The organism is Aminiphilus sp., from assembly GCF_029975095.1.
GTDB lineage: Bacteria > Synergistota > Synergistia > Synergistales > Aminiphilaceae > Aminiphilus.
Genome location: NZ_JARKPW010000171.1, coordinates 42293 through 57247, shown reverse-complemented (window position 1 = coordinate 57247; position 14955 = coordinate 42293). Strand labels below are relative to the sequence as shown.

Here is a 14955-nt window from a genome sequence, read left to right as displayed (position 1 = left end):
CTTTCCGTTCACTCCGCTTTGGGAGGCACGAAACGCACGCGGAGTTCCACCACAAGGCTGCGCTGATCGAGTTCGTGCACCTTCCACGTCACGGCGACACCTTTTTTCTTCTGATACTCCACGATTTCGCCCAACTGGCGTAACACCTCTCCTCCGGGACCGGCCGAGGCCGGCTCTCCGGGAAGAGACACCTGCTCCGCCGTCGCGGGCGAGCACGCCGCTTCGCTCTCTCCATCCTCGACATGCCCCGAGAACGAAAGGGGCTCCGGAGAAGCGAAGGATGTCGTCCCCAGAGTTCTTCTGCGCCGTTCCATCTCCCGGGCGGTCACGCTTTCGTTCACCGCCTCTCCGGCAAGGCGGAGTTGGTCCTCCTCGTCAAGCCCCACAAGGGCTCTGGCCTGGCGTTCACCGAGCTTTCCCTCTTCGATCAGTTTCTGCACGGGGAGAGCGAGCTTCAGAAGGCGGAGTTTGTTCGCCACCGCCGCCTGGGAGCGCCCGATGCGCCGGGCAAGCTCCACCTGGGTCATGCCGCTCCGCTCCAGAAGCTCCGCAAGGGAACGGGCTTCCTCCACGGGGGAGAGATCCTGGCGCTGCAGGTTCTCGACCAGGGCGAGCACGTGCTGGTCCTGGGGCGTCACCTCCACCACGCGGGCGGGGATGGTGCTCCTTCCGGCCATTCTCGATGCGCGAAGCCGCCGTTCACCCGCGACAAGCTCGTAGCCTCCCGGTGTCTCCCGGACGAGCACGGGCTGCAGAACCCCCACCTCGCGGATGGAGGCGGCAAGCTCCTCCAATCCGTCGGGATCAAAATGACGACGGGGCTGCCTCGGGTTCGGCAGCACCGCATCGAGTTCGAGAAGAAGCAGACGTTCATCCTGGACGGCACTCCGTTCGGTCTGTTCCGCCTCGGGAGCTGCGGGATCGGGTTCGGAAGGAATTTCGGAGGCGGGAAGGTCAAGGGTCTGATCCACGGGGAGCAGAATGCTCCGGCCTTTGTCGTGACACATCTCCGAGGGAGCCTCGTCCGGTCCCTCGACAACGGTTCCGCCCTGTCTGTTCTTGAGAAAACGGACCACGTCCATGGAGAGCCTCCTTTCCCGCTTCGCAGGCATTCTCCCATTCTGCACGAGTCGGGGTCAACCGTAAAGTGGCCGACCCTCGAAAAGGGCGCCCCTTCCTCAGAAGAGACGCTCCGCGTTGACGAAACGGGCGTACTCCTTGAGGAAGACGAGGTGCACGCTCCCCGTGGGTCCGTTACGTTGTTTGGCCACGATGATCTCCGCCCGGTTGTCCTCGAGATCGGGGTTCGCGACAGCCTCGTAATAGCCGGGACGAAAAAGGAGTACCACGAGATCCGCGTCCTGCTCGATGGCACCGCTGTCCCGAAGGTCCGAAAGCTGGGGGCGCTTGTCCTGGCGCTGCTCCACCGCCCGGGAGAGCTGCGAGAGAGCCACTACGGGCACATCCAGCTCCCGGGCGATGCCCTTGAGCGCTCGGGAGATCTCGGACACTTCCTGCTGCTTGCTCTCCGCCGGACGAGGGGTGCGCATGAGCTGCAGGTAGTCCACGACGACAAGCCCGACCTCCTGGACCATGGCCTTGAAACGGCGGCACCGGGCGCGCAGTTCCAGCGTGGACAGGTCGGAACTGTCGTCGATGTAGATTGGGGCCTGGGCAAGGCGGCCTGCGGCCTCGGCAAGGCTGTCCCATGCGCTCTCGTGAAAGGTTCCCGTGCGAAGATCGTGAATGTTGATCCGCGCCTCGGCACCGAGCATTCGCTGCACGAGCTGCTCCGCTCCCATCTCCAGGCTGAAGAGGAGGACGGGGCGCTTTCCGTTCACGGCGGCTCCCTGGGCGACGTTGAGGGCGAAGGCGGTTTTCCCCATGGAGGGACGGGCCGCGACGATGTTGAGGCTCCCCGGCTGGAGACCGCCGGTAATGCGATCGAAGTCGACAAAGCTCGTGGCCGTCCCCGTGACGGGCTGCCCCCGGTGGAAGTTTTCCTCAATCTGCTGGAAGGTGGTGCTCAGCACATCCCCCACATGCTTGAAGGGTGTACCGCCGCCGCGCTGGGACAGTTCGAAGACGGACCGCTCCGCCTCGTCCAGGATGTCCCCCAGTTCGCGGTCCTCCGCATAAGCCAGGCGCACAATGGCTCCTCCCGCCTGGATGAGGCGACGGCGTACCGCTTTGTCCCGCACGATTTCCGCGTGCCAGGCCACGTTCGCCGTTGTGGGAACACCGTCCACGAGGGCCGCCATGAAAGACTGCCCGCCCAGCTTTTCCGCGAGGTTGCGCCGCCCCACCTCCTCCCAGAACGTGAGGAGATCCACGGGACGATCCTTCCGGGACATGGTTTCCATGATTTCGAAGCCCATGCGGTGATGCAGATCGTAGAAATCCTCGGGAGTGAGCATCTCCGTTGCGGTGAGGAGCGCATCCCTGTCGAGGAGGCACGCGCCGAGCACGGCCCGTTCCGCCTCCAGGCTATGGGGCGGAACACGATCGAAGAGGGAATCCGCCACTTATTCCGCCTCCACCAAGACCGTCATGGCCACGTCGATACCCGCGTGCAGATGGATCGAAAAGGGGAAGGTGCCGCAGGACCGAATGGGCTCGCCGAGACGCACGTCCTTCTTGTCCACCTCCTGGCCGAGCTGAGCGAAAACAGCCTGGGCGATCTGGGCGGAGGTGACACTTCCGAAAAGCTTGCCGCCCTCACCCGCGCTGACCCGCACCGAAACCCGCTTGCCCTGGAGATGGCGCTGACGTTCGAGAGCCTGTTGCTCCTGTTTCTTCGCCTTGTTTTTTCGGTTTTCCTGGCGCTGCTCCCACTCCCTGATCTTTCCCGCGTCGGCTTCCTCCGCGAGTCCCCTGGGAATGAGATAGTTCCTGCCGTAGCCGTCGGCCACGTCGGCCAGGTCTCCCGATTTCCCCACACCGGACACATCCTTGGTAAGTATGACTTTCATCGTTGCGTCACCTCCGAAACCGAGTTCGCACGTCCAGCCACATGTCGGCCATGCCGAGGAGCAAACAGAGCTGTGACAGGAAGGGGACGAAAAGAAGCAACGCGAGAAGCCCGTAACGGAGAATCCCCACTCCCTTGTGGCGCAGCCATGCCATGGCCACCGACGCGCCCTGGACGAAAAAAAGCATGCTCACCAACACCCGCAGGTTGAGCCCCATGCGGAACGCAACCTGCCGCACCCCCTCGGAGGCGAATCCGTTCTGTTCCGCGACCTTTGAAAGAAAGAGCAGCAGCACCGAGGCGAGAAGCGCCCAGAAAATGCTCCGGGGAAACCGCCACTCCGAAAAGGACGGAAGTTCGGGCATGCCGGGCATCCCCAGACGGCGCACCACCAGATTGCTCACCACGTAGCTGAGCCAGCAGTCCATGCCCGCCGCCACGACGAGAAGAGAGGGAAAGACAAGGGGCAGAATGCCCAGGGTCTGTTCCATCTGGGTACGAAACGCGGCGACCGCCTCGGAGGATGCCGCCCACCCCCCGGCGGAGGCGAGCATTCTGTCCAGCACCTGCTGCATCTCCACGGGGTCCACCGAAAAAGGGTTCAGCCCGGTGATCTTCGTGATGAGCAGCATGAGAAGCAACTTGCTGCCCAGGGAGACCAGGATGCCGTAGAGCATGATCTCCACGCCGTTCCGGTAGCGGCGAGCGAGCCATCCGATGCCCACGCCGAGGACACCGAACCCCAGCGCGAAGAAGAGGGCGCTCACCGGGCCCAGAAAGGCCGCGACGAGAAACGCCGCCACTCCCATGCCGGCGAGAGCTCTCCGAAGATTGTGTCGCAATCCGAGAATGACGAGCGGCGCGGGGCAGAGCAGCGTCACCATCACGCCCAGAAAGGGAAGGAGATGGCTCGCCAGAAAGAGCACCACCGCCAGCGCCACGAGAAGTGCCGATTCGACCAGGGCCCGGGTGGGATTCATGGATCACCTCCGGATAGAGAAATGGGGGAGGAGCACATGCCCCTCCCCCATGGGTTCGCGCACGCCGCCTAATCGGCGGTGAAGGGCACGAGAGCCATCATGCGGGCCCGCTTGATAGCCATGGTGAGCTGCCGCTGATGCTTCGCGCAGTTTCCCGTGACTCTCCGGGGAAGGATCTTCCCGCGCTCGGAAATGTATTTCCGCAGCCGTTCCACATCCTTGTAATCCGCGGAGTCAAGCTTGTCCACGCAGAAAAAGCATACCTTGGGACGACGCTTGTTGCGCTTTCTGTTGGCAAAGGCCATGTGCCTTCCCTCCTTCGTTTAAAAGGGGATATCCGCCTCTTCCCCGCCTCCGGTTCCGGACCCGTCGATCTCGGCGAAGTCCATGGGGAAATCCCCCTCCATCTCTCCGCCGAAACCGCTCTCGCGCAGGCTCGCCACCTGTCCGGAACGGAAGGAACCAGAGAGGGCGCCGTGGGACTCCTGCCCTTCCTCGCGGCGGGGGCTTCCGAGAAACTGCACGTTTCGGGCGACGACCTCCGTGAAGGTGCGTTTCTGACCGTCCTTCTCGTAGCTGCTGACGCGAATGCGCCCCTCCACGAGCACGGCACTGCCCTTCCGGAGATATTTCTCACAGTTTTCCGCCTGGGAGCCCCAGGCGCTCACGGGAATGAAATCCACCTCTTCGTGAATTTCCCCGTTCTGCCCCTTCCACTTTCGGTTCACCGCCACCGCGAACTTGGCGACGGCCTGTTTTGAGGCGGTGTAGCGAACTTCCGGATCCCTCGCCACATTGCCCACGATGACCGCCAGGTTGAATCCGCGAGCCATGGGGAACCTCCTATTTTTCCTGGAGTACCACGATGTGACGCATCACCTGGCTCTTGAGCCGGGTAAGGCGCTCCAGCTCCTTCACCTGAACCGGATCGAGAGTAAACGAATAGATCGCGTAGAGTCCCTCGGTCTTCTTTTGGACGGGATAGGCAAGACGCCTCTTTCCCCATCTGTCGATCTTGGAGATCGTTCCTCCAAGGCCACGCACCATTTCCGCAACTTCCTCCACCGACGCGTTGTAATCCTCCACGTCGGGGTGGAGCAGCACCATCATCTCGTAGGGCCGCACCACCACTCACCTCCTCCCTTTGGGCTGACGGCCTCTCCTTCGGGGGAGAGGCAGGGAAACACAGCAAGTCATTATACGTTACGGGGCGGTTCTGGGCAAGACCTTGGGGGGCTCGCCGGAAACCACGACAAATCTGTAGATCCGTTCGTCCGGATAGGCCAGGTTGAACTGTTCCCGGGCAAGTCGCGCCATGCCCTCCGTGGTCTTGTAATAGGCGATGTGATCCCGGAGGCGTCCAAGCTCTCTGTTCATGCGCACGAGCGTGTCCATGCGCTGATCCACCTGCTGGGAGAGCCGGGCGATGCGGGCCGCCTCGAAGGCATAGGCCGTGAGGAGCACCGCCGAGGCAAGTCCGAAGGCAGTGGCCAGGAGAACCCAGCGCAATCGCGGCATGTCACATTTTTTCCGGCGCACCCACGCCCAGGAGCTTCAGGGCGTTTGCCAAAACAAGGCGAACGGCCTGGCCGAGGAGAAGTCGCCCCTCCTGCAGCGGCGACTCCTCGCCGAGAATCCGGTGCGCGTTGTAGAAGGCGTGGAAGGCCGTGGCGAGATCGTGGATGTAGTAGACGATCCGGTGAGGGGCAAACTCACGGGCCGCCTTGTCCACCTCCTCGGGAAAGAGCGCGAGCTTGCGCAGAACCTGGTCCTCTTCGGGGGTCGCGAGGATGTTCACGTCGAACTCCTCCGGCCTCGGCAGAACCACTCCCCTGGACTCGGCTTCCCGAAAGATGCTGCAGATCCGTGCATGGGCGTACTGGGCATAGTAGACGGGATTCTCGGCACGGGCGCTCCGGGCGAGCTGGAGGTCGAAATCCAGGTGACTGTCACTCCGGCGCATGAGGAAGAAATAGCGCGTGGCATCCACGCCGACTTCCTCGAGAATCTCACTGAGCGTGACGAACTGTCCCGAACGCTTGGACATGGTGACCTGCTCGCCTCCGTTCAGGAGGTTCACCATCTGGATAAGCAGTACCTGCAGATCGTCGGGGTCGCGCCCGAGGGCCTCCACGGCGGCGCGCATGCGGGGAATGTATCCGTGATGGTCAGCGCCCCAGACATTGATGACGAGGTCGAATCCACGGTCGTACTTGTCCTTGTGATAGGCCACGTCCGAGGCGAAATACGTGGGTGCGCCGTTGCTCCGGATGAGGACGCGGTCCTTTTCGTCACCGAAGGCCGTGGCACGGAACCACACCGCGCCGTCCGCGTCGTAGGCGAATCCCCGCTCACGAAGACGTTCGATCATGCGGGGCACGGCATCGTTGGTGTAGAGGCTCTTCTCGGAGAACCAAACATCGAAGCGTACCCCGAACTCTTCGAGACAGGTCCGGATGGAGTCGAGAATCACCCGGCAGGCATATTCCCGAAAAAAGTCGAGGCTCTCGTCGAGAGGGACGGAAAGAAAACGCGCTCCCTCTTCCTCGACGATCTTCGCCGAAAGCTCCTTCACGTATTCGCCGTGGTAGCCGTCCTCGGGAAAAGGCGCGAGATCTGTTTTGCCAAGGAGTTCGAAGTATCTGGACTGGGCGGAACGTCCAAGATTGTCCACCTGGAGCCCCGCGTCGTTGATGTAGTATTCGCGCTCCACGGTCCAGCCGGAGAACTCCAGGATGGCCGCCATGGCATCCCCCACGGCGGCGCCGCGTCCGTGCCCCACGTGGAGTGGTCCCGTGGGGTTGGCGCTGACAAATTCCACCTGCACCCTTTTCCCCGCTCCACTTTGATTTCTTCCGTAGTCCTCGTTTTTCCCGAAGATCTCCACCAGGACATCCTTCTGCCACCGCCGATTGAGAAAAAAGTTCACGAAACCGGGACCGGCGACCTCGGCCCGCTCCACGTAGCTGTTCTCGTCCTCGGCCAGAGTGTCCACAAGGCGCTGCGCAAGATCACGAGGCTTTTCACCAAAGAGCTTCGCCGCCTGCATGGCCGCGTTGGTCGCCCAATCCCCCTGCCCTTCCCGTTTCGGACGTTCGAGGGCGACTCGGGGCAAGTCCTCGGGGGAGACCCCCTTTTCGCCGGCGAGCCGACACAGCGCCTCGGTGATCTGTTCCGCAAGTACCTGGGATAGTTCCTTCACGTGTTCGCCACCTCCACAACGCGACATGCGTGTCCGTTCTTTACGGTTTTCGACGTCATCTGGCCCGGACGGGAAGCGTCTTGCTCCCCCACGAGGCCCACGCCGCGATAAGCTGCCTCAATGCCTCGCCCATGGAGGCATCTATCTGCTGCGTCTTCACCACAAGCTTCGTCTCCCCCAGCACGGCATTACGCTTCTCGGAGAAACGGAGCGTTTCCCTCAACGCGATTCGTCCCTCCCCTTCCCGGCTCGGCGGAAGGGAAAGCACCCGGTATCCCTCCGGGAGGGAGAGATCCAGCTTCTGCTCCACCACGAAGGGAAAACGAAGACGCAGGGGAAGCTGCTCCTGCTCCAGGGCACGGAGCCAGGGCAGCTCCACCGCCGGTATGCGGACGAGCACCTGCCCGGGCGCTGGAATTCCCACGGCGGCCTGCACAGGAAAGGAGACGCGGTAGCCGTAGGGATAGGTCTGGAGCACCGGCGCACCGAACACAAAGGCACCCCCCGCAGGACGCGGCAACAGGGAAAGAATCTGTGCGCCGTCAGGAACTCCGCCGGGTGAAAAAAGGTCCACCCATCCTCCCCGGACCGTCACGTCGAAGGTTCCCTGGCCCATGCCGGTCTGATCCATGGAGAGAATCCATTCAAGAGAAAGGCGATGCTCCTCCAGGGCTCCGCCCGGAACAGCCCGGCTCTCCACGCCGAGACCCTCCGCACGGTAAAGGGTCTTTCCCCGGAGGGACGGCGGCACGTTCCCCGCGGCCACGTTCTGGCCCAGATCGCAATAGAAGCTGCCTCCGTTCGGAGGGGTGCATTCCAGAACGGGACGCAACCACGCCCGGGACGTGGCGGGGGCGTCCTCCGCAAGCGGAAGCGCGGGCACCCACCACACCACGGCCTTCCATCCCGCGTTCCGGAGCCAGGACTTGAGCACCAGCACGCGCTCCCAGGGGGTCCAGGGTCCTTCGCCCGGGATCTCCTCCGCGGAGCGGACCCAGTCCCAGGGAACGCCGGAAAGGAGCGTTTTTCCCGTGTTCATCGCGGTCAGAAGAGCTTCCCCCGCCCGCGTCCTGTTGTTCATCGTCGCGGCACGGGCGAAGCCTCCCTCAGGCGAAGGAATGGTGATCGTTTCCAGCTCCGCCAGAGGGCGGAGCGATTCGAAACGTCCCTTGCGGAGGCTGAAGGCCAGGGCGGGACGTTCCTTCGCGAGAAGACTGGTGCCCTTCCAGGCGGTTCTGTTCATGCTGAGCCAGGAATATCGATCCCCCGCCCCAGCTTCGCTTTTGCCCGGTTCGGGCACTCCCTCACCCCCCCAGAGGAACGCGGCGTTCCGGGGCACGTCCACCACGTAGCGCTGCTCCCATTGAGGGAGGTCGAGTTCGAGCCAGATCAGGTCGTCCACGTTGAGCCGTCTCGGGTACACCTGTGTGTAGGCGAGGGCGAGAGCCGTCTGTTCGCTCAGGGGAGGAATACGGACCTCGACGATGCGGACACCCTCCCGGTCCTGTTCCTGAGGCAGCAGCGGCGACACGAGGCGTCCCAGCGGAACGCTGTAGAGCGCGGCCTCGGATACCGACGCGTCGCCCCCCTCGGGAACGGGAATCTGCCAGGTGCGCCATTCCTCGGACACACCAGGTCCGAGGAGCACCACCCAGCGGGATTCGCGCACCATGTCACCGTTGGCCTCCAGGCGATACCGCATTTCCCGGAGCCAGACCATACCGGAGGCATCCCCGAAGGCGCTCGTCGCCGGCGCCTCCCGGGCGAGACGCATCACCTCCAGAGCACCGTTCCAGGCGAAGACCCGCTCTGGAAGAAGCAGCATCCCCAGGAGGAGCACCCCCAGCAAAAACGGTCGGACTCTTTCCAGCGAACGCACACCCGTCGCCGAAAAAGCGGTCGAGGAACTCCCCATGGCGCTGTCGCGCATCTCCCTCGTCATGGACTTCGCCTCCTCCTGTCTCTCTTTTGAAAAACCGCCCCCTCCGGAACGGATGCGTGCCCTCCGCATCACGAGACCCTACCGCAACAGTGCTTGTATTTCTTACCGCTGCCGCAGGGACAGGGATCGTTCCGCCCGACCCGTTCACCCTTCCGGAGCGGCACGCGGTCACCGCCTGGGGCCGAAGCCTCTTCCCGGGGCGCGCCGAGCAAAACCGGAACAGGAGCGACCGCACCGGGGCGGATAGAGCCGGAGCGTCCTGCGCCGGGAACAGCGCCTTCGGCAACGACGGAAACACGGAAGACGAGTTCCGCTACACTCTCCCGCACCCGCCCGAGCATTTCCTGGAACAGATTGTAGGACTCGAACTGGTACTCCAGCAGGGGATCCTTCTGTCCGATGGCGCGGAGGCCGATGCCGCGGCGGAGTTCGTCCATGCCGAGGAGGTGCTCCTTCCAGCGGGCATCCAGCACGTGGAGCACCACGAAACGGAAAAGGTCCGCCGCCATATTCCCGCCGAGCTGCTTCACTTTCTCGTCGAAGCGCTCCCGCAGATGCCGGGCGAGCTTGTCCCGGGCGTCAAGCGCCTCGTCACGGCTTGCGACTCCTTCAATAAAGGTCTCCGCTCCCGGGCCGAAGACGGCCTTGAGACGCACCGCCGCAGCGTTTACGTCGGGTTCCGCATCCCCCTCGGGGAACGTCGTGTCGATGATGTTCGCCAGCGTGTCCTCAACGATCTCCCAGGCGTGGTCGACGATGCCGTCCTCCGCGGCGAGAATGCTGCGACGCTCTCCGTAGACGGCTTCCCGCTGCTGGTTCATGACGTTGTCGTACATGAGGAGCTGGCGCCGGATGTCGAAATGATACTGCTCCACCTTGCGCTGGGCGTTCTCGATGGCCTTGGTGAGGAGAGAGTGTTCGATGGCCTCGCCTTCCTCCATGCCGAGTTTCTCCATGATCCCCTGGATGCGCTCGGAGCCGAAGAGACGAAGCAGATCGTCCTCAAGGGCGAGATAGAAACGGCTGGTGCCGGGATCGCCCTGGCGGCCGCCCCGTCCGCGGAGCTGGTTGTCGATGCGCCGTGATTCGTGCCGCTCCGTGCCCAGAATGTGCAGCCCCCCCGCGGCAAGGACCTTCTCACGCTCCGCTGCGCATTGGGCAACCATCTCCTCCCGGATAACCGCGAAGGACTCCGGGTCGGCGGCGGGATCCACCCCGCGAAGCCTCGCCTCGTCCCGCGCGAGAAAGTCCGGATTGCCTCCAAGTACGATGTCCGTGCCGCGACCCGCCATGTTCGTGGCCACCGTCACCGCACCAAACCGTCCCGCCTGGGCGACGATCTGGGCCTCCTTTTCGTGATATTTCGCGTTCAGCACTTCGTGAGGAACCTTACGAGCCTTGAGCAGCTTGCTCATGACCTCGGAATTCTCGATGGAGGTCGTTCCCACAAGCACCGGTTGCCCCTTGGCGTGACACTCGGCGATCTCCTCCGCCGCGGCGAGGAATTTCTCCCGCTTGGTCCGGAAGATGGCGTCGCTGAAATCCTCGCGCACCAGGGGTTTGTTCGTGGGAAGCACGATCACGGGGAGCCCGTAGATCTCCTTGAATTCCTCCGCTTCGGTCGCGGCGGTGCCAGTCATGCCCGCGAGCTTGCGATACATGCGGAAATAGTTCTGCAGCGTGACCGTGGCGAGAGTCTGGTTCTCGCGGCCGATCCGCACCCGCTCCTTGGCCTCTATGGCCTGGTGCAATCCGTCGGAATAGCGGCGCCCGAACATGAGTCGTCCCGTAAACTCGTCCACGATGACGATCTCCCCGTCTTTGACCACGTAGTGCACGTCCCGCTGAAAGAGATGGATCGCCTTGAGAGCCTGCACCAGCTTGTGAGCCATCTCGGAATGCTGCCAGTCCGAGAAGAGGCCCGCATGGCCGAGAATCTGCTCCGCCCGGGCGATCCCCTCTTCGGTAAGGGCGAGATTGCGCTCCTTCTCGTCGATTTCGAAATCTGCGCCCTTCTGGAGCTTTCGGGCCGCCCTGTCCGCCGCGACATACGGCTCCGTGGCATCCTCAGAAGGGCCGGAAATGATGAGGGGCGTCCTCGCCTCGTCAATGAGGATGGAATCCACCTCGTCCACGATGGCGAAGGCGTGCCCCCGCTGGACAAGCTGCGAAGGATGGACAGCCATGTTATCCCGAAGGTAGTCGAAGCCGAATTCGCTGTTCGTGCCGTAGGTCACGTCGGCCCGGTAAGCTTGAAGGCGCTCTTCCTGGGGCATGTAGGGATAGAGAACACCCACGGAAAGGCCGAGAAAACGATAGATCGGCTCCATCCATTCGGCATCGCGCCTGGCCAGGTAGTCGTTCACGGTGACCACGTGCACGCCTTTGCCGCTCGCCGCACCGAGAACCACCGCAAGGGTCGCCACCAGCGTCTTTCCCTCTCCGGTCTTCATTTCCGCGATCTTGCCCTCGGAAAGCGCCATGCCTCCCATGAGCTGCACGTCGAAGTGCCGCATACCGAGAGTTCGCACCGACACCTCCCGGACGACGGCGAAGACATCCTCCAGGATTTCGTCCTCCGGAGTTCCGTCCAGAACTCGTTTTCGAAGGGCATCATAGCGACCTGCAAGCTCCTCGTCGTTCAGAGAGTGCAGTTCCGCCTCCAGTTCGTTGATACGAACGGCCCTCTGGCGATAGCGCCGGAGAGCACGCTCGTTGGGGTCGAGCCCGAGGGCCCGCTTCAGAGAATCGAGCATTTCCTCACCTCTACTGTTGTAGGAAGCATTCCTCCGACCTTCGAAAATCCCGGCTCTCCTCCGCAGCGCACAGGAGACCCCGGGAAAGGACGGACGGAAAGCACTTCTCCAAGGTTATCCTTCCGGAAGATCCCTCCAGAGGACGAACCATTATATGCTTCTCCGTTCGGACGCGTCAAAAAAAGGAGACACCCGACAAGGGCATCTCCCTGGAAGCAAGCGCCACCGTACACAACGCGCCATCCGCGTTCCCTCTAGCCCCGCTCTTTCCCGGGGCATCTCTTTCCGACACTACAACGTGTAGGGTTTCAGGTGGGCCAGGAAATGATGGAGTCCTTTCACGGGAGGGGCATACTCCACTTTCAGGCCGTAACGAATCTTCTCCCGGCGTTTGTAGACATTGACGATGCTTTCCGCAACGTATTCCATATGGCTGTTCGTGTAAGTGCGACGGTTGATGGCGAGACGGTAGAGTTCGAGCTTGGGGAGAATGAGCTTTCCCGTCTTCTCGTCCTCGATGGCGAAGGCGAGGGCGCCGAGGCCGATGCCGCGAATGGCCCCTTCGCGGTAGATTTCGATGGCGAGAACATCCGCCGGATAGGCCGTCTGCGGCATGTGAGGCAGGAACGCCGCAGCGTCGATGAAGATAGCGTGCCCTCCCGCGGGCTTCACGAAGGGAACGCCTCCCTCTTCGAGCAGATCGCCGAGATAGTTCACCTGCGCCACCCGATGGGCCATGTACTGCTCGTCGGTCATCTCCCGCAACCCCTGAGCGAGCGCTTCGAGGTCCCGTCCGGCGAGGCCGCCGTAGGTGGCGAATCCTTCGAAGAGGATCACCCGGGGAAGCAGCGCCTGGTACAGCGCCTCCGTGCGGCAACAGATCATGCCGCCGATGTTCACGAGGGGGTCCTTCTTGGCGGAACAGGTGATGGCGTCCGCCGTGTCCATGCAGGCTCGCAGGATCGCCGCAAGAGACATGTCCCGGCACGCTTCCTCCCGCATCTTGATGAACCAGGCGTTCTCCGCCATGCGGGCCGCATCGAGAAAGAGAGGAATGCCGTGCTTTTTCGCCACCCCGGAGACAGCGCGGAGGTTTTCGAGACTCACGGGCTGACCGCCTCCGGAATTGTTCGTGACGGTGACCATGATAAGGGGAATACGCTCCCTGCCGTACTCGGCGATGGCGCGCTCAAGCTTCGCCACGTCCACGTTCCCCTTGAAGGGATGCCGCACCTCGGGTTTGAAGGCCTCGTCGATGATGCAATCCACGGGCTCGGCCCCGACGTTGAAGATGTGCGCCCGGGTCGTGTCGAAGGGCATATTGAAGGGAATAATGTCGCCCTTCTTCGCGAGGGTGCCGAAGACCACGTTCTCCGCCGCTCGTCCCTGATGGGTGGGAATCACGTGGTCGAAACCGAGCACGTCCTTCACCGCGTTCTTGAGGGCGAAGAAACTGTCCGCTCCGGCGTAGGCTTCGTCTCCCCGCATGAGTGCGGCCCATTGCTGCTTGCTCATCGCCCCCGTGCCGGAATCGGTGAGGAGATCAATGTAGATGTCCTCGGAGCGCAAACCGAACATGTTGTAATGTCCGATTTCCAGGGCCTTCTCCCGCTGCGCTCCGTCCGGAACGCGGACGGGCTCCACCATTTTGATGCGGAACGGTTCGGGCATAATACGATCTACCATACGACATCCCTCCACAGTGCTGTCTTTCGCTCGACTTTGGAGGCTCATCTATGGAGATGCTTCTCTGCTCGGTCTCGGAACAGCGTGTGTTCCCTCCGCCGATTGTAGGAGGAACCTTCCGTTTTGTCGATGGAGCAAATCCGCCTCCCGGGAAACGAGTTTCTCCCGAGTCACGCCTCCGCCATGAGAAGGGCGAAGACCAGGGCCTCGTCGAGCAAATGGGAGATCTCCGCGTATTCGTCAGGTTGGTGGGCGTTGTCGGCCTCCCGGGCCCAGACGACGGCGGGAATACCCCGAGTCCGAAAGTATGCGGCGCACGTCCCGCCTCCGATACCACCGACCCGAGGTTCCACGTTCAGCACCACCCGCAGGGCATCCTCCAGGCACCGGACGACAGGCGCCTCCCGGGATGTCGGCATCGCGGCCTGTTCTTTTTGAAGAAATTCCGTCCGCACGGACACGCCGTAGCGTTCCTCGATCCTGCGGCGCACCTCATCCACGACGGACAGAACCGACTCGAGTGGAACCGAAGGAAGCACGCGGCAGTCGAAGCAGAACACTTCCCGACCGGGAACGGTGTTCACGTTGGAAACGTTCGCACCCCTTTTCGTGGGTTCGAAGGTCGAGACAGGGGGATCGAAGAGAATGTCCTCCTCGGGAAACGCCGCATGAAGCGCCTCGTCAAGGGCGACGGAAAAGGCATTTGCGGCGCGGCAGGCGTTCCTGCCGAGTTGGGGCATGCCGGCGTGCACCTGGACGCCCTGAACGGTGAACTGCATCCAGAGGATGGACTTCTCGGCGATCTCGATGAAATCGCCCCGCTCGTTGCCTCCGTCGGGAACGACGAGCAGGTCCTCCGGGGAAAAGAGATTCCGGTCGAGAAGGTGTCGAATGCCGTGGACACTTCCCATTTCCTCGTCCGCCACGAAACAGAGGCAGATCTCCCTGCGGGGCGTCAGTCCCAGTCGTTTCAGTGCCACTGCAGCATAGAGGCTCGCCGCCACTTCCTGACCGTTGTCGTTGCTGCCCCTGCCGTAGATCCGCTCTTCCGTGACTCTCGGGACGAAGGGATCTCCGCTCCAGAGCCCCCGATCTCCCTCGGGGACGACGTCGAGATGGGTGACGAACCAGAGCCTCCCCGGCTCGCGTCCGGGAATGCGCACCACCAAATTGGGGCGTACCACCAATGGATTCGCCTCATCGGGAAGATCGTACCGCTCGCAGGGACCGAACCCGAGTTCGACGATTTTCTTCTCGAGCCACGCGGCCTTTTCCATCTCTCCCTTTCCACCATCCCCGGGCGAGACGGCAGGACGGGACACGAGAGCACAGAGGGTCTCCACCATCTCTGCCCGAAGCTTCTGCACTTCTCCACGCAACGGCGCGCACAGGCGCTGCATTTCCTCCACGCGGACACA

The 14955-nt window shown here is 62.8% G+C and carries 13 protein-coding genes; all 13 read right to left on the bottom strand.

The window, feature by feature from the left end:
* Positions 1-8: 8 nt before the first annotated feature.
* The 13 genes from Q1K49_RS10785 to Q1K49_RS10725 all read right to left on the bottom strand — a co-directional run bounded on the left by Q1K49_RS10785 (position 9) and on the right by Q1K49_RS10725 (position 14937).
* Positions 9-1082 (bottom strand): ParB/RepB/Spo0J family partition protein, encoded by a 1074-nt coding sequence (locus Q1K49_RS10785; RefSeq protein WP_300525900.1) that lies wholly within the window; start codon positions 1080-1082, stop codon positions 9-11.
* Between the two features lie 96 nt (positions 1083-1178).
* Positions 1179-2525, bottom strand: coding sequence for a replicative DNA helicase (gene dnaB / locus Q1K49_RS10780; protein ID WP_300525899.1), 1347 nt, complete (start codon positions 2523-2525; stop codon positions 1179-1181).
* On the bottom strand, positions 2526-2972 hold the full coding sequence (gene rplI / locus Q1K49_RS10775; protein WP_300525898.1) for a 50S ribosomal protein L9: 447 nt from the start codon (positions 2970-2972) through the stop codon (positions 2526-2528).
* 7 nt (positions 2973-2979) lie between these two features.
* Entirely contained in the window at positions 2980-3951 is a 972-nt protein-coding gene (locus tag Q1K49_RS10770) for a DUF2232 domain-containing protein (RefSeq protein ID WP_300525897.1), read from the bottom strand.
* A gap of 68 nt (positions 3952-4019) precedes the next feature.
* The gene (gene rpsR, locus Q1K49_RS10765) at positions 4020-4256 is read right to left on the bottom strand and encodes a 30S ribosomal protein S18 (protein WP_029165326.1); all 237 of its coding nucleotides are present in this window, start codon (positions 4254-4256) and stop codon (positions 4020-4022) included.
* 18 nt (positions 4257-4274) lie between these two features.
* A complete protein-coding gene (gene ssb, locus Q1K49_RS10760; RefSeq protein WP_300525896.1) occupies positions 4275-4784 on the bottom strand; it encodes a single-stranded DNA-binding protein in 510 nt (169 codons plus the stop codon).
* Between the two features lie 10 nt (positions 4785-4794).
* On the bottom strand, positions 4795-5076 hold the full coding sequence (gene rpsF / locus Q1K49_RS10755; RefSeq protein WP_300525895.1) for a 30S ribosomal protein S6: 282 nt from the start codon (positions 5074-5076) through the stop codon (positions 4795-4797).
* A gap of 78 nt (positions 5077-5154) precedes the next feature.
* Positions 5155-5469, bottom strand: coding sequence for a septum formation initiator (locus Q1K49_RS10750; RefSeq protein WP_300525893.1), 315 nt, complete (start codon positions 5467-5469; stop codon positions 5155-5157).
* A 1-nt stretch (position 5470) separates the two neighbouring features.
* Positions 5471-7153 carry an arginine--tRNA ligase gene (argS, locus tag Q1K49_RS10745; RefSeq protein WP_300525892.1) on the bottom strand — a complete coding sequence of 561 codons (1683 nt, stop codon included), beginning with the start codon at positions 7151-7153 and terminating at the stop codon, positions 5471-5473.
* A 55-nt stretch (positions 7154-7208) separates the two neighbouring features.
* Positions 7209-9095: a hypothetical protein gene (locus Q1K49_RS10740; RefSeq protein WP_300525890.1), complete on the bottom strand. Its 1887-nt coding sequence runs from the start codon at positions 9093-9095 to the stop codon at positions 7209-7211.
* A 68-nt stretch (positions 9096-9163) separates the two neighbouring features.
* Complete coding sequence (gene secA / locus Q1K49_RS10735) at positions 9164-11851, bottom strand: preprotein translocase subunit SecA (protein WP_300525888.1); 2688 nt, start codon at positions 11849-11851, stop codon at positions 9164-9166.
* A 291-nt stretch (positions 11852-12142) separates the two neighbouring features.
* A complete protein-coding gene (locus Q1K49_RS10730) occupies positions 12143-13537 on the bottom strand; it encodes a tryptophanase (protein ID WP_300525886.1) in 1395 nt (464 codons plus the stop codon).
* Positions 13538-13707: 170 nt separating this feature from the next.
* Positions 13708-14937: a M20 family metallo-hydrolase gene (locus tag Q1K49_RS10725; RefSeq protein WP_300525929.1), complete on the bottom strand. Its 1230-nt coding sequence runs from the start codon at positions 14935-14937 to the stop codon at positions 13708-13710.
* Between the last annotated feature and the right edge of the window lie 18 nt (positions 14938-14955).

What these genes read in the sequence shown, in the direction of transcription:
- Q1K49_RS10785 (WP_300525900.1), bottom strand. Translation starts at nt 1,082, where the DNA reads ATGGACGTGGTCCGTTTTCTCAAGAACAGACAGGGCGGAACCGTTGTC.
- rplI (WP_300525898.1), bottom strand. Translation starts at nt 2,972, where the DNA reads ATGAAAGTCATACTTACCAAGGATGTGTCCGGTGTGGGGAAATCGGGA.
- Q1K49_RS10770 (WP_300525897.1), bottom strand. Translation starts at nt 3,951, where the DNA reads ATGAATCCCACCCGGGCCCTGGTCGAATCGGCACTTCTCGTGGCGCTG.
- rpsR (WP_029165326.1), bottom strand. Translation starts at nt 4,256, where the DNA reads ATGGCCTTTGCCAACAGAAAGCGCAACAAGCGTCGTCCCAAGGTATGC.
- ssb (WP_300525896.1), bottom strand. Translation starts at nt 4,784, where the DNA reads ATGGCTCGCGGATTCAACCTGGCGGTCATCGTGGGCAATGTGGCGAGG.
- Q1K49_RS10750 (WP_300525893.1), bottom strand. Translation starts at nt 5,469, where the DNA reads ATGCCGCGATTGCGCTGGGTTCTCCTGGCCACTGCCTTCGGACTTGCC.
- Q1K49_RS10740 (WP_300525890.1), bottom strand. Translation starts at nt 9,095, where the DNA reads ATGACGAGGGAGATGCGCGACAGCGCCATGGGGAGTTCCTCGACCGCT.
- secA (WP_300525888.1), bottom strand. Translation starts at nt 11,851, where the DNA reads ATGCTCGATTCTCTGAAGCGGGCCCTCGGGCTCGACCCCAACGAGCGT.
- Q1K49_RS10730 (WP_300525886.1), bottom strand. Translation starts at nt 13,537, where the DNA reads ATGGTAGATCGTATTATGCCCGAACCGTTCCGCATCAAAATGGTGGAG.
- Q1K49_RS10725 (WP_300525929.1), bottom strand. Translation starts at nt 14,937, where the DNA reads ATGCAGCGCCTGTGCGCGCCGTTGCGTGGAGAAGTGCAGAAGCTTCGG.